Here is a 14,525-nt window from a genome sequence, read left to right as displayed (position 1 = left end):
ATGGTGCGCGGGCGCGACGCCCCCGTTCCCGGGCTGTGACACGGGGATTCGTAGGCGGGCCGGGGGGCCGGTGCCCGGGGCCGGACCGAGGATCCGTTCCGGAACTGTGACGGGAGCCCCCGATCCGGGCAACGGCAAGCTCAGCGCGGTCGACCGGGGTGGAACCGGCCCGTGAGCGAAACGGGCCTTTCGGGTGTGGCGGGAGGAAGCGGTCCGGCGGTCCGGTACCCGGGGCCGTCCGGGCCTGTCTGACCTCCGGCCCCTTCCGTAACATCACCTCGGTAGGCTCACCCGACCCCCCTGCCCATCCACTCCTCCCCACAGGACACCAGGACACCCGCCATGGCGCGCACCACCTCACGCTCGACGAGCCCGCCGAACCCGCAGCCCCCGCGGAACCGGACGCCGCAGCCGTTGCCGCGGCGTCGGCGCAGTTTCGGGGACTTCGTCAAGGCCTTCTTCGCGTTCGTCGCGCTGGCCGTGCTCCTCGTCGGCGTGCCCGGAGCCCTCGCGGTCTTCGTCGGGTGGCCGCTGCCGGGCGGCGCGCCCTCGCTGGACTGGCTGCAGCAGGAGATCACCGTCAGTACGTTCATCAACGTACTGACCGTCGTCGTCTGGTTCGCCTGGGCGCAGTTCACGGCCTGCGTCCTCGTCGAGATAAAGGCCGCGCTCTCCGGGGTCGGCATTCCGGGCCGGGTGCCGGGTGCGGGCGGCAGCCAGATGCTCGCGCGGCAGCTGATCGCCACCATCCTGCTCGTGGGTGCCACGGCCGCCAGCTTCGCGCCGGGCCTCTCGCAGTTCGGGCAGTCGCTGGAGGGCAACCAGAAGCCCGCGTCGGCTGCCAGTGCCCAGCAGACCCCCGGTCTCTTCGGGCAGGACCAGCAACAGCAGGCCGCCACGGCCGCCGACGCGCTGGCCGCGCAGGCCGACCAGGCAGCCGCGCACGCCGACGGCGGTGGCAGCACCGCCAAGGACGGCGACACGAAGTACTACCGGATCCAGCCCCCCGAGGGCCGCCACCACGACTCCCTGTGGGAGGTCGCGGAGCGGCACCTGGGCGACGGCCGCCGGTACAAGGAGATCTACCAGCTCAACAAGGACCGCGAGCAGCCCGACGGTTCGAAGCTCTCCGAGGCCAGCCTCATCCGGCCCGGCTGGATCATGGAGATGCCCGCGGACGCACACGGCGGCGAGCTCGTCGAGATGCCCGACGAGGCACCCAAGGTCTCCCAGGACGTCAAGGAGCAGATCTCCGACTACTCCAAGACCGGCGACCAGCGGCAGGGCGGCGGCGAACAAGGCGGCCAGCAGGGGAGCGACCAGCAGGGGAGCGGCCAGCAGCAGGGCGGCGGCAGCTCCGTCGACCACGACACCGCGCACATCGTCCTGCCCGAGCAGCGCCCCGCCGCGCCCGAGAAGCCCGCCATGCCGCAGGCCCCGGCCACCCCGGAGGCGCCCGCCGCCGAGGCTCCGTCCGCCACCGCGGGCAGCGAGTCCGACGGCTTCGACTTCGGACTGCCCGAGGCACTCCTCGGCGCGCCCCTGCTCGCCGCCGGTCTGCTCGGCGCGCTCGGCCGCCGCCGTCGGCACGCCCTGTGGCAGTCGGCCATGGGCGCGGTCGGCGGGCGCGGCGGGATCCAGCCGCCGACGCCGTCCGGTGCCGCGGCCGCCGCGCAGGACGCGCTGCTCGTGGGCGCCGACCCCGAGGGCGTACGCCTCCTCGATCTGTCGCTGCGCGGCCTCGCCGCCTCGCTCGCCGAGGAGAACCGCGCCCTGCCGACCGTGTACGCGGCCTGGCTGAGCAACGGCGACCTGCACCTGCAGCTCGCCCAGCCCGCGGGCCGCCCGCCCGCCCCCTGGCAGCTGGGGCAGGACCAGACGTTCTGGATGCTGTCGCGCGCCGACGCCGAGCGGTACGAGGACGTCGACACGGCCGCGCCCTACCCCGGCCTCGTCTGCCTGGGCACTCTGGACGACTCGCGGCTGCTCCTCAACCTGGAGGCCGTGCCCGGCATCGTGTCGCTGAGCGGCAGCCAGGCCGACCGCGCCGCCGTCTTCGCCTCGGTCGCCGCCGAACTGGCCACCAACGGCTGGTCGGACCGCATGACCATCACCGTCGTCGGCTTCGGCCAGGACCTCACCCCGCTCGCGCCCAACCGCCTCCGCCACCTGGAGGACGTCGAGGCCCTCATCGAGACGATGGAGGCGGAGACCCGGCAGCGGCGCGGCGCGCTCGGCGCCGCCGGACACGACTCCGTGCTCACCGGCCGCACCGGCCCCGCCCAGCACACCCGCTGGGCCCCGCACCTGGTGCTGCTCGCCGCGGAGCCGAGCGCCGAGGACGCCGTCAAGCTCGCCGAACTCGCCGCGGACGCGAGCCGACTGGGGATCGGATACCTCGTCGGCGCCGAGTCCGGCGACCTGCCCGGCGCCGCCTGGGAGATGGAGATCACCCGGGACGGCAGGCTGCTCGCGCCGCTGCTCGGGCTCGAACTGGCCGCGCAGGCACTCCCCGAGGACCAGCAGCGGGCCGTCGTGCAGCTGTTCACCGAGGCCGACCCGGAGGGCTCCGGCAGCTCCTCGGGCACCGGCGAAGGATCCATGGCCGCCGCCCCGCCGTTCCTCGTCGACGTCACCGAGCAGGGGCGGCCCGCGGTCTACGCCCGCCTCGTCGGTACGTACGAGATCATCGGCCTCGAAACGCCCGACGGCGAGCGCAGCCCGCTGATGCACGAGGCGCTGGCCCTGCTGCTCCTGCACCGCGAGGGAGTGCACCCCCGGGTGCTCGCCTCCGCGCTGTGGCCGCGCGGCGTCACCGACGACGTGCGGGACGCGCTCGTGGACCGGCTGCGCGAGTGGCTCGGCACCGAGCCCGACGGCTCGCCCCGGCTGCGCGCCGACCGGACCGGCAGGCTCACGCTCGCCAAGTCCGTCGTGTCCGACCTGGACGTGCTGCGGTCGCTCTACCACGAGGCCACGCAGGGACGCGGCGCGGGCAACCGTGCCGTGCGCGGGCGGATGCTCACCGACGCACTGGTGCTCGTCCGCGGTCCGCTGCTCGCCGACCGGCCGCAGGGCCGGTACGGCTGGCTCACGCACGAGATCATCGACGCCCAGCTGCCGCTGCTCGTCGCCGACATCGGGCTCGCCCTCTCCGAGTTCCACCTGGAGAAGGGCCGCGCGGAGAAGGCGATCGAGGCGCTCAACGCGGCGCTCGGCTCGGCGCCCGGCGACGAGCGGCTCTGGAACGAGCTGCTCCGCGCCACGCACGCGACGGACGACCCGGCCCGCCTGCAGCAGGTCGCCGCGGACCTCATGGCCCGCAGCGGGGCACGCGGACTGCCGCCGCGCACGGAGGCGCTGCTCGACGAGCTGCTTCCCGCGTGGCGCAGCGGAGTCACGGCGGTCGGCTGAGGCCGAAGCTAAAGCCGAAGCTATAGCCGAAGCCTTGGCCACAACGGAAGTCAGAGCTCTTGTTGCTGATACTCGTCCTCGTCGGCGCCCTCTGGGGCGCCCTCGCCGGGCTCTTCGTGCCGCGTGCCGCGTATCGGCTGTCCGTGCCGTCCGGTGAGGACCGGCGGGCCGAGACTCCCGAGGGGCAGCCCATCGGGAGCTGGGTCGGGCTCGCCCGCGAACCGGGCGGCGGCTGGTACGGCCCCCGCGCCACGGGCGTCGCCGCCACCACCGCCCTCGTCTGTGCCGCGTTCGCCGCGACCACCGGCGCACGCCCCGAGCTCGGCGTCTGGCTCCTGCTCGCGCCTCTCGGCGTGCTGCTCGCCCTCGTCGACTTCACCGTGCACCGCCTGCCGGACGTGCTCACGCTGCCGCTCGCGGGCGCCTCGCTCGCGCTGCTCGGGGCGGCGACGCTCCTGCCCGAGCAGGGCGGCTCGTGGACCGCGGCGCTCTACGGCGCACTCGCGCTCGCCGGTGCGTACTTCGTGCTCTTCCTCATCAACCCCAACGGCATGGGGTTCGGCGACGTGAAGCTGGCGCTGTGCCTGGGGGCCGTGCTCGGCTGGTACGGCTGGGGCGTGCTCCTGATGGGCACGTTCGCGGGCTTCCTGCTGGCCTCGGTGTACGGGACGGTGCTCGTCGTCACCCGCCGCGCCGGGCGCAAGACGGCGATCCCGTTCGGCCCGTTCCTGATCGGCGGGGCCTTCGTGGGCCTGCTGCTCGGGGGCTACACCGCCTGACGTCGGGCGTTCCGCAGCGCTGGCGTACGCTGGCTTGGTCCGTCCACAACCCTTACGAAAGGGACGCCCCGGTGACCGAGAAGGCCGACCTCCAGTCCGTCCTCGACCGTGCCGCCGCAGGTGGGCGGATCACTCCCGAGGAAGCGCTGGTCCTCTACCGCGACGCCCCGCTGCACGCCCTCGGCGCCGCGGCCGACGCCGTGCGCCGCCGTCGCTACGCGGGTACGGAGCACATCGCGACGTACATCATCGAGCGCAACATCAACTACACGAACGTCTGCGTCACGGCCTGCAAGTTCTGCGCCTTCTACGCCGCTCCGAAGGACACGAAGAAGGGCTGGAGCCGCGACCTCGACGACATCCTGCGCCGCTGCGCGGAGACCGTCGAGCTGGGCGGCACCCAGATCATGTTCCAGGGCGGACACCACCCGGACTACGGCGTCGAGTACTACGAGAAGCACTTCGCCGCCATCAAGAAGGACTTCCCGCAGCTGGTCATCCACTCCCTCGGCGCGTCCGAGGTCGAGCACATGGCCCGCATCTCGAAGGTCTCCGTCGAGGAGGCGATCCAGCGCATCAACGCGGCGGGCCTCGACTCCTTCGCGGGCGCGGGCGCCGAGCTGCTCCCCGCCCGCCCCCGCAAGGCCATCGCCCCCCTCAAGGAGTCCGGCGAGCGCTGGCTGGAGATCATGGAGATCTCCCACAACCTGGGCGTGGAGTCCACGTCCACCATGCTCATGGGCACGGGCGAGACGAACGCCGAGCGCATCGAGCACCTCCGGATGATCCGCGACGTGCAGGACCGCACCGGCGGCTTCCGCGCCTTCATCCCGTACACGTACCAGCCCGAGAACAACCACCTCAAGGGCCGTACGCAGGCGACGATCTTCGAGTACATCCGCATGATCGCGATCTCCCGGATCTTCCTCGACAACATCGCGCACATCCAGGGCTCCTGGCTGACGACGGGCAAGGAGGCGGGCCAGCTGACGCTCCACTACGGGGCGGACGACCTGGGCTCGGTGATGCTGGAGGAGAACGTGGTCTCCTCGGCCGGTGCCAAGCACCGCAACAACCTCCGCGAGATGATCGAGATGATCCGCACGGCGGACCGCGTCCCGGCGCAGCGCGCCACGACGTACGAGCACCTCGTCGTGCACGACGACCCGGCGAACGACCCGGTCGACGACCGCGTCGCCTCCCACATCTCCTCCACGGCGATCGAGGGCGGCACGGCCCACCCGGAGCTCAAGCTCCTCGCCTCCAACTGAGCGCGGCCGAGCCTGCCTTGCTGACACTTCACGTCGCGGAGAACTCTCCGGAGGCGGCGGTTCTGGTGGACGGCGCGAGCGTCGCGGCGGTCGGTTCCTTCGACGACCTGGCCGCGGCGCACCCCGCCGCCCGCGTCCGCCGCTGGCCGGGGATCCTCACCCCCGGCCTCCTCAACCCGTACGGCCCCGAACTCCTCGAAGCGACGTACCACCCCGACCCGCGCGAGGCCGACAGCCTCGGCACGGAGCCGATCGGCGGTGAGCGCGCCCGCGCGATCTTCGGCACCGACCCCTCCCGCCTCGGCGCGAGCGCCCGCCGCGGCGTCCAGCGCCTCCTGGCACACGGCACGGTGGCCGTGGCGGGCGAACTCCGCGCCCGCCCCGTGGTGGACGCGGTCCGCAGAGCAGGCCTGGCAGTAGGCCAACGCCCCCCACGCCTCCCCGGCCCCCCATCCCTCTCCCCAACCCCCCTAATCCTCCTCCCACTCCTCACCCAGGCCACCTCGGCCCGCTTCGCCATCTTCGACGTCCCCACCCGCCAGGACCTGGTGCACCGGGGCGCGTCGACATGCGTGGCAACGGTGGTGGGCGGCAGGTTGGTGTACAGGGCCCGCTGAGCGGGACCTGCCCACTGGGGCGGGGCTTTCTGCATGTGACGGGCGCTTGGGGTCTTGGTCTTTAGGGGCGCGGGGAACTGCGCGAGCAACCACGACGGACCCGCACCCGCCAGAGGCGATACGCGGCAGACGAGACGGCGGAGGCCCGCCGCAGGCGACGTCTAAGGGGCGCGGGGAACTGCGCGAGCAACCACAACCGCCCCGCACCCGCCAGAGGCCAGACGCGGCAGACGAGAGGGCGAAAGCCCGCCGCAGGCGACGTCTAAGGGGCGCGGGGAACTGCGCGAGCAACCACAACCGCCCCGCACCCGCCAGAGGCCAGACGCCGCAGACGAGACGGCGCCGAAGCCCGCCGCAGGCGAAAGAGCCCATCGTCAAGAGAGAAGACCGGCCTGACACAATGGCCGGGTGACCCGAGCCTCCTTGGACAAGCAGCCGCACGAAGTCGCCACGATGTTCGACGACGTGGCGGAACGCTACGACCTCACCAACGACGTGCTCTCCCTCGGCCAGGCCCGCCTCTGGCGCAAGGAGGTCGCGAAGGCGGTGGACGCCCGCCCCGCGCAGAAGGTCCTCGACCTCGCCGCAGGCACCGCCACGTCCTCGCAGCCCTTCGCCCAGGCCGGTGCGTACGTCGTGCCCTGCGACTTCTCCCTCGGCATGCTGCAGGTCGGCAAGCAGCGCCACCCGTGGATGCCGTTCACCGCGGGCGACGGCATGAAGCTGCCGTTCAAGGACGACGTCTTCGACGCCGTCACGATCTCCTTCGGCCTGCGCAACATCCAGGACACGGGCGCCGCCCTGCGCGAGCTGTACCGCGTGACGAAGCCCGGCGGCCGGGTCGTGATCTGCGAGTTCTCGCACGCGACGTGGGGTCCGTTCCGCACGGTGTACGAGGAGTACCTGATGCGCGCGCTGCCGCCGGTCGCGCGAGCGGTCTCCTCGAACCCGGACGCGTACGTCTATCTCGCCGAGTCGATCCGCACCTGGCCCGACCAGCCCGCGCTCGCCGGTCTGCTGAAGGAAGCGGGCTGGTCGAAGGTAGCCTGGCGGAACCTGACGGGCGGCATCGTGGCGCTGCACCGCGGCTTCAAGCAGAGCTGATTCGTAACGCTCCCATTGAGACTCGGGTTCTGCGGACCCAAGGGAACCGGCCACCGGGCAAGATGTGTCCGTTGATACGACCCTGCCGTTTACTTATACGGCGCTTATGGGCCGGTCCGCTTCCTTGCTGAACTCCTGAGTCCCCGGAGCGTCTTGATGGCGTCGTACTGCCCACATTGCGGGGCGCCCAGCCCCGATGAGGCCCGCTTCTGCATGAAGTGCGGGCGCGAACGCCTTCCGGCGCCAACGGAGGAGACCCCGGCCGCGGAGCAATCCCCGCCCGCGGAGGAAACCCCGGCCGCACCACAGAGCCCGCCTCCGCCTGCCTACGTCCCGCCCTCCGCAGCCCCCTCCACCCCCTCCGCCCCCTCACCCGTCGGCGCCTTCTTCGGCCGTACGTTCCGTGGGGACTGGGCGGGATCCGTGCAGGCCGCGCTCTGGCCCGTGGTCGTGCTGCTTGTCGGGGCCACCGCGCTGGCGACCCCGGCGTACGGGCAGGGCGACGACGCCGTCTTCGGCTTCACCGACCGGCTCCGCATCGCCCTCGCGCTCCTGCTCCAATCGGTCGGCGGAGGCTTCGAGTTCACCGGCCGCGAGGAGCGCCCGGACTTCGGCGACTCGGTGTCCGGCGGATCCGGCACCGACGGCCTGGGGCTCGACTCGGGCCTGGGCTCGGGCATGGGTTCGGACTCCACGGGAGCCGTGGCCGAAGGCACCGCTTCCCTCCACATGGTCCCGCTCACCATGACCGCACTGTGGCTCGTGGCGCTCTTCATCGGCGTACGCGTGCTCAGGAACCGCCTCGTGGCCCGGGGCGCGGGCCAGGGCAGCGGCACGGCAGGGCTCGAAGCGGCCGTGCGCGTCGCGCTGTTGGTGACCGTCGGCGTCCTCGCACTCGCGCTCTTCGCGCAGCCCGAGATCGAGGGTGTGGAGCTGTCGTCGTCCCCGGTGCTCGCCGCGCTGGGCGCGCTGGTGCTCGGACTCGCCGTGTCCTACGGGGTGTTGCACCGCGTGGACACGTCGGCCTGGGCGGCGAACATGACCGCACGGCCGGGAGCACAGTCCCTCATCCGGGCGACCGGCACGGCGGTACGAGCCCTCGTCGTCGTCCTCGTGCTCTGCTCGCTCGTCGCCTTCATCAGCCTCGCCCAGGTGGACGACCTGGCCGAGCTCACCGACCTCGACGACTCCGACATCTCACCGCTCCTGATCGCACTGCTCGTCCTGCCGAACCTCGCGGTGACGGCGCTCGGCATCGGCTGGGGCGCCGGCGCGGAGGCCTCGGTGCACGGCAGCAGCTCGATGTACGGGAGCGGGCGCCAGAGCGGGTCGTTCGGCCTCGCCGAACTCGGTGACGTCACCAACGACTGGGCGATCGTGGGTGCGTTGGCACTCGGCCTCGTCTGCGCGCTGACTCTCGGCGTGCTCGCCGCGCGACGCTGCGTCGGCCGCGGCGAACAGCTTCTCGCCGCGGGCGTCTTCTTCGGGTTCGTGCTGCTGCTCGCCGGGTTCAGCGGTATCGGCGTCGAGGTGTCGGGGCAGGCCTTCGACAGCGGCTCGGGGTTCGGCGGGTCGAGCAGCAGCGGTGGCGGCAGCGTGGAGACGGGTCTGAGCGTCCCGGAGGTGCTGCTGTTCGGGCTGTTGTGGATCTTCCCGGCGGCGTTCCTGGGCCCGTACCTCCTCCAGATGACGGGCCAGGGAGCCGCGGCCCCCGCGCTTCCCCCGTACGCACCGCTCGCCACGCCCCAGACGCCACCCACCACCCCGACGGTCCCGGCCTCGGCGACCCCGGCCCCGGCGACCCCGGCCCCGGCGGCCCCGGCTCCAGCGACCCCAGCCCCGGCGCCCCCGACCCCGGCGGTCCCGGCACTTCCCGCCTCGACCCCTTCGTACGCCTACCCCCCTCAGCCCACGCACCCCACCCACCCCACTCACCTGGGCCCCCAACCCCCCATCGCCCCCAAGCCGCGCGGCCGGGCCACCGTCTGGGTGGTCACCATTGCCGTCGCCCTCGTCGTCGGCGGTGGTGCCACCGCCGGGGCGTTGCTCTGGAAGGACATGGGCGACGACAAGGCGGGCGGGGCGGGCAAGGACGACAAGCCCGCGGTCAGCCGGACCGACGAGCCGAGCGCGGACCCGAGCGCGGACCCGAACGCGGACCCGAACGGCGCCCCGAGCCCGGCGGCGTCGCAGAGCCCGGAGCCGGGCGACAGCACGGACGCCGGTACGACCGGCGAGTCGAAGGTCCCCGAGGGCACCGAACGGATCACGGACCCCGAGGGCTTCTCCTTCGCGGTGCCCGAGGGATGGACCCGTCAGTCCGTCAACCCCGAGCGCCCCGGACAGATCACCTATGCCGGGTCGACCGGGCGTGAGGAGTTCCTCGTCGGCGTCGTCGCGGACGCGCCCTACACCTCGTACGAGAACTTCCGGAACATCGAGAAGCACACCAAGAAGGCGCCCGACAAGTCCGACTACGAACGCATCCGGATGGAGGAGAACACCTTCCAGGGGCAGGACGGGGCGATCTGGGAGTACACGTACACGGACGACGCGGACCGGACGATCCACGCCGTCAACCAGAGCTACGTCGCGGAGAACGGCACGGAGTACGCGATCCAGCTCTCCTGGCGCGAGGACTTCTGGCCGACGGGTGAGGGCGCGAAGACGCACGCGACCGCACTGGACACCTGGCGCCTCACGGACTGACAGACCGACAGACCGACAGACCGACAGACCGACAGACCGATAGGCCGACGCACCGACGGCCGCGGCCCGCCGCAAAGCTCCGAGCCACGCCCGGAGCCTTGCTGCAGGCTCTCTAAAGAGTGAGCCGGAAGCAGTGGGCCGTGCGCCGCGACGAATCGTCGCCGGGTACTCGCGGGGGAGTGGTGAACGACTCGACGAGCTCCATGCCGAGCCGCCGCGTCACCGCGATGGACCGCTCGTTGTCGGAGATGACCATCGCCACCACGCTCGGCACCCCCGCCGCGCGCAGTCGCTCGACCGTCGCCTCCGCGGCCGCGGACGCGTACCCCTTGCCCCAGGCGGCACGGGCGAGCCGCCAGCCGATCTCGATCTCGCCCACCGGGCCCCAGCTCCTGGGCCAGGGCTGGGCGCCGGTGAAACCGATCGGCTCACCGGCCGGGTCGAGCAAGGTCCACAGGCAGTAGCCCAGTTCGGCGTCGTGTCTGCGCTGCCGGGCGGTCAGCTCCTCGTACATGGAGAGCTCCGCCGACGAGCCGCCGAAGAACTCCATGACCTCGGGGTCGTCGAAGAGCCGGTGCCAGGCAAAGGCGTCCTCGTGGGTGGGGACGCGCAGCTGCACGGCGGGGAGATGCGCGGGCAGGGTCTCGGTCTGCTCGGTCACGTGTGGCCCTTCGGCTGGCTGATCAGTACCGCCTCATAGACTGCCCATATCCCGTGCCGGTCGGCACACAGATTTCGAGCCTTGGGGAGAACCCGCCGTGACCGAGCCGCTCTCCGAACACACCGCGGACGTAATTGTCGTCGGGGCCGGCCCCGCCGGTTCGACGACGGCGTACTACCTGGCGAAGGCCGGCCTCGACGTACTCCTCCTTGAGAAGACCGCGTTTCCGCGGGAAAAGGTGTGCGGTGACGGGCTCACGCCCCGCGCCACCAAGCAGCTGGTCTCCATGGGAATCGACATCTCCGAAGAGGCGGGTTGGCTGCGGAACAAGGGCCTGCGCATCATCGGCGGCGGTGTGCGGCTCCAGCTGGACTGGCCGGAACTCGCCTCTTACCCCGACTACGGCCTCGTGCGGAAGCGCGACGACTTCGACGAGCAGCTCGCCCGGCAGGCGCAGAAGGCGGGCGCCCGCCTGTACGAGCGGTGCAACGTCGGTGAGCCCGTCATCGACGACCGCACGGGCCGCATCACCGGCGTGCACGCCAAGATGGGCGAGGAGAAGACCCCGGTCACCTTCCACGCCCCGCTCGTCGTCGCGGCCGACGGCAACTCCTCGCGGATCTCGCTCGCCATGGGCCTGCACCGACGCGAGGACCGCCCGATGGGCGTCGCGGTCCGCACGTACTTCACCTCGCCCCGCCACGACGACGACTACCTGGAGTCCTGGCTGGAGCTGTGGGACCGCCGCGGACCCGGCGAGGACCGCCTCCTGCCCGGCTACGGCTGGGTCTTCGGCATGGGCGACGGCACGTCCAACGTCGGCCTCGGCATCCTCAACTCGTCCAAGTCGTTCCGCGAGCTGGACTGGCGCGAGGTGCTCAAGGCCTGGTGCGCCTCGATGCCGGAGGACTGGGGCTACACCCCGGAGAACATGACGACGCCGATCCGCGGCGCCGCCCTGCCGATGGCCTTCAACCGCCAGCCGCACTACACGAAGGGCCTGCTGCTCGTCGGCGACGCGGGCGGCCTGGTGAACCCCTTCAACGGCGAGGGCATCGCGTACGCCATGGAATCCGGCCAGATCGCGGCGGACGTCATCGCGCAGGCACACGCGCGTGCCACCCCCGCCCAGCGCGAACTGGCCCTGCAGAACTACCCGCAGACGCTCAAGGAGGTCTACGGCGGCTACTACACGCTGGGCCGTGCCTTCGTGAAGCTCATCGGCAACCCGAGGGTCATGAAGATCGCGACCCAGCGCGGCCTGACCCACCCGGTCCTGATGCGGTTCACCCTGAAGATGCTGGCGAACCTGACGGACCCGATGGGCGGCGACGCGATGGACCGCATCATCAACGGCCTGAGCAAGGTGGCACCGAAGGCGTGAGCCCCGGGGCGCCGTGGGAGAGTCCCGCGGCGCCCTCCAGGCCCAGGTCAGAGCCCCAGTAGCCCGATTTGCCCCATCCGTCGGGCACAAGGCACGCTGGTCGGATGATTTTCATCGCCGTGAAGTTCACCGTCCGCCCCGAGCACAGCGACAGCTGGATCGAGCGGACCGCCGCATTCACCACCGCCACGCGCGCGGAGCCGGGCAACGTCTTCTTCGAGTGGTCCCGCTCCGTCGAGGACCCGAACCAGTTCGTGCTCCTGGAGGCCTTCGCCGACGGGGACGCGGGCGCCGCGCACGTCGGCTCCGACCACTTCAAGGCCGCCATGGAGACGATGGGCGAGCTCATCGCGACCGTTCCGCAGATCGTGAACACCGAGATCGAGGGCAGCGGTTGGTCCGAGATGGCGGAGCTGAAGCCGAAGAACGCGTGAGGAAGACGTGACGAAGGCGTGAGGAACGCCTGAGAAGCCCTCTCAGGGCGCACCAAGGGCCGGAACCCCTCCAGGGGGGTTCCGGCCCTTGGTCGTAGCTCTAAGAGGCCGTCAGAGGACGCGCACGGCACCCGAGGCCGGGTAACCGGACAGGTCCTGGATGACAACGCCCTTGCCGGGGTTGGCGGCGTCCAGGTACTGGCCGTTACCGATGTACACACCGACGTGGTAGGCGGAGCCCTTGCCACCCCAGTAGAGGATGTCGCCGACCTGCAGGTTCGAGGTGCCGACCTCGGTGCCCATCGTCGACTGGTCCTGCGAGACGCGCGGAAGGTCCACGCCCGCCTGCTTGAACGCGGCCTGCACGAGGCTGGAGCAGTCCCAGGCGTTCGGGCCCGAGGCGCCCATCACGTAGGCGTCGCCGAGCTGCGCCTTGAGGAAGCTGATGACCGAGCCGACGCTGCCGCTGGCCGGGGCGACCGAGTCGGAGGCGCTCGTGGAACCGCCACCGGACTGCGTGGAGAGGTCCGTGCGCTCGGCGGAACGCGAGGCGCGCTCCTCCTCCGCCTTCTTCTTCGCGGCGGCCTCGGCCTTGCGCTCGGCCTCGGCCTTCTTCTCGGCCTTCGCGAGGTCCGCCTTGGCCTGCTTGGCGGCCTTGGAGGCGGCCGCGTCCTGCTCGGCGCGCGACTCGTAGCTGTCGGCGGCCTGCTGGGTGGCGTCCGCCGACTGCGCGATCTGTGCGGACAGATCGGTGGAGAGCGTGGGCATCTCGATGGTCTCGGACACCGGCTCGGCCGCGTTAGCCGTACCGGCGGCCGCGGCCACTGCCAGGGTGCTGAGGACGCCACCGGCAACTCCGGCACGCAGGGCAATCTTCGAGGCGCTGCGACGGGGCTTCCGGTGGCTGGGTATGTGAGCGGTGTGGGACATGAGACCAACCGCTATCAGGGACTCAGGGTTCCCTTCAAGAAACGTGTGCTGCGCCACAGTTGCGGATTCCGCGCTTGAATCCCGGGCGTGTCGCTCTTTATTGACGCCGTAACGGGCAATGCGGACAGGGCTGATCACGCCTGTGATCATGGGTTTTCTGCGATACGCCCGAATTGCCCTCGGTCTACCACCCGTTGAGCCCGTTGGCCAAGCCCGGCATATTCGGGGAAGTTGGCCGTGTGGCGCAGGTCACAGTGCCGCCTCCTGGGGATCTCCCTGAGATCTCGCTGAGACATCCCTGAGATCTCCCGCAGATTTCGACACCGGCCCGAGGGGTGAGTCGGGTGGGTCCCCGCGGACGGACGGGTCGCCAATGGGGGGTCGTGGAGATCGCTCGCGGGGGTCGGTCATGAGGGGCGGTCATGAGGGTCGGCCGCGGGGTGCCCGGCGCTAGTGAATCGGCGCACGCGTCCACATCCGTCCACACCTGTGCCGCCAAAGTGTGAACGCGGGTCCTCTACCAAGCGATCCCGTCCAGCGCCAATTTGCTTGCAGACGCCACCGCTTGATAGAGCGACACGCCCTCGACCAGCAATGACGCGCTGAGATGTCACCTCTAGTGATCACTCAGGCGCTTCGCGTATGAAGATCACCGCTCATCCGACTTCATGATCCTTCGTCAGGTGGTGGAGATCACAAAGCCGTTGTCGCACCCCGTGTCGCAGATCACAGACCGCCGGGCATAGGATGCGGGGCAGTTGGGCTTGTGACCTGCTTCACATGTAAGCGATCTTCGATGGGAATCAGGGAGCGGCCCGACGCAACCGCCAACAGTCAGTGCCGACTGAGAGGAGCGAGGAGCGTGAACGCCTATGCGCCCATCCTCGTGCTGGGAGCCCTCGGGGCAGGCTTTGCGATCTTCTCCGTGGTCATGGCCACGCTTATCGGTCCAAAGCGGTACAACCGCGCAAAGCTAGAGGCCTATGAGTGCGGCATCGAGCCGACGCCGACGCCGGCAGGCGGCGGGCGATTCCCCATCAAGTACTACCTGACGGCGATGCTCTTCATCGTCTTCGACATCGAGATCGTCTTCCTCTATCCCTGGGCCGTCACTTTCGACGCGCTGGGGATTTTCGGGCTCGTGGAGATGCTGCTCTTCGTGCTCACCGTCTTCGTTGCGTACGCGTACGTATGGCGACGCGGCGGCCTGGAATGGGACTAA

The 14,525-nt window shown here is 71.0% G+C and carries 11 protein-coding genes and 1 pseudogene; 10 read left to right on the top strand and 2 right to left on the bottom strand.

Going from position 1 to position 14,525, the window contains the following annotated elements; translation table 11 throughout:
* The first annotated feature begins 342 nt into the window (after positions 1 to 342).
* The 7 genes and pseudogenes from ABZV77_RS08425 (at position 343) to ABZV77_RS08395 (ending at position 9,894) form a co-directional block, all read left to right on the top strand.
* The gene (locus ABZV77_RS08425; protein WP_356251915.1) at positions 343 to 3,414 is read left to right on the top strand and encodes a BTAD domain-containing putative transcriptional regulator; all 3,072 of its coding nucleotides are present in this window, start codon (positions 343 to 345) and stop codon (positions 3,412 to 3,414) included.
* 59 nt (positions 3,415 to 3,473) lie between these two features.
* Positions 3,474 to 4,193 carry an A24 family peptidase gene (locus ABZV77_RS08420; protein ID WP_356251912.1) on the top strand — a complete coding sequence of 240 codons (720 nt, stop codon included), beginning with the start codon at positions 3,474 to 3,476 and terminating at the stop codon, positions 4,191 to 4,193.
* A gap of 71 nt (positions 4,194 to 4,264) precedes the next feature.
* Positions 4,265 to 5,464 carry a cyclic dehypoxanthinyl futalosine synthase gene (gene mqnC / locus ABZV77_RS08415; RefSeq protein WP_356251909.1) on the top strand — a complete coding sequence of 400 codons (1,200 nt, stop codon included), beginning with the start codon at positions 4,265 to 4,267 and terminating at the stop codon, positions 5,462 to 5,464.
* 17 nt (positions 5,465 to 5,481) lie between these two features.
* On the top strand, positions 5,482 to 6,081 hold the full coding sequence (locus ABZV77_RS08410; RefSeq protein ID WP_356251906.1) for a hypothetical protein: 600 nt from the start codon (positions 5,482 to 5,484) through the stop codon (positions 6,079 to 6,081).
* Positions 6,082 to 6,489: 408 nt separating this feature from the next.
* Positions 6,490 to 7,185: a demethylmenaquinone methyltransferase gene (locus ABZV77_RS08405; RefSeq protein WP_356251903.1), complete on the top strand. Its 696-nt coding sequence runs from the start codon at positions 6,490 to 6,492 to the stop codon at positions 7,183 to 7,185.
* A 156-nt stretch (positions 7,186 to 7,341) separates the two neighbouring features.
* Positions 7,342 to 7,410, top strand: a pseudogene (locus ABZV77_RS08400) (zinc-ribbon domain-containing protein); the annotation flags it as partial.
* Between the two features lie 198 nt (positions 7,411 to 7,608).
* The gene (locus ABZV77_RS08395) at positions 7,609 to 9,894 is read left to right on the top strand and encodes a hypothetical protein (protein WP_356252434.1); all 2,286 of its coding nucleotides are present in this window, start codon (positions 7,609 to 7,611) and stop codon (positions 9,892 to 9,894) included.
* Between the two features lie 112 nt (positions 9,895 to 10,006).
* Here the strand turns inward: ABZV77_RS08395 and ABZV77_RS08390 are convergent, their stop codons facing one another.
* The gene (locus ABZV77_RS08390) at positions 10,007 to 10,534 is read right to left on the bottom strand and encodes a GNAT family N-acetyltransferase (protein WP_356252408.1); all 528 of its coding nucleotides are present in this window, start codon (positions 10,532 to 10,534) and stop codon (positions 10,007 to 10,009) included.
* Positions 10,535 to 10,652: 118 nt separating this feature from the next.
* Between ABZV77_RS08390 and ABZV77_RS08385 the strand changes: the two genes are divergently transcribed.
* Positions 10,653 to 11,939, top strand: a complete 1,287-nt coding sequence (locus ABZV77_RS08385) for a geranylgeranyl reductase family protein (protein WP_356251900.1) — start codon at positions 10,653 to 10,655, stop codon at positions 11,937 to 11,939.
* Positions 11,940 to 12,043: 104 nt separating this feature from the next.
* Entirely contained in the window at positions 12,044 to 12,373 is a 330-nt protein-coding gene (locus ABZV77_RS08380) for an antibiotic biosynthesis monooxygenase (protein WP_055564037.1), read from the top strand.
* 111 nt (positions 12,374 to 12,484) lie between these two features.
* Here ABZV77_RS08380 and ABZV77_RS08375 read toward each other — a convergent pair whose 3' ends face one another.
* A complete protein-coding gene (locus ABZV77_RS08375) occupies positions 12,485 to 13,303 on the bottom strand; it encodes a C40 family peptidase (RefSeq protein ID WP_356251897.1) in 819 nt (272 codons plus the stop codon).
* A gap of 862 nt (positions 13,304 to 14,165) precedes the next feature.
* Between ABZV77_RS08375 and ABZV77_RS08370 the strand changes: the two genes are divergently transcribed.
* Positions 14,166 to 14,525 carry an NADH-quinone oxidoreductase subunit A gene (locus ABZV77_RS08370; protein WP_003992243.1) on the top strand — a complete coding sequence of 120 codons (360 nt, stop codon included), beginning with the start codon at positions 14,166 to 14,168 and terminating at the stop codon, positions 14,523 to 14,525.

The organism is Streptomyces sp. NPDC004732, from assembly GCF_040609235.1.
In the GTDB taxonomy this organism is placed as follows: Bacteria; Actinomycetota; Actinomycetes; order Streptomycetales; family Streptomycetaceae; genus Streptomyces.
Note: the sequence above shows the minus strand (reverse complement) of the source record. Positions and strands in the feature narration are given on the sequence as shown.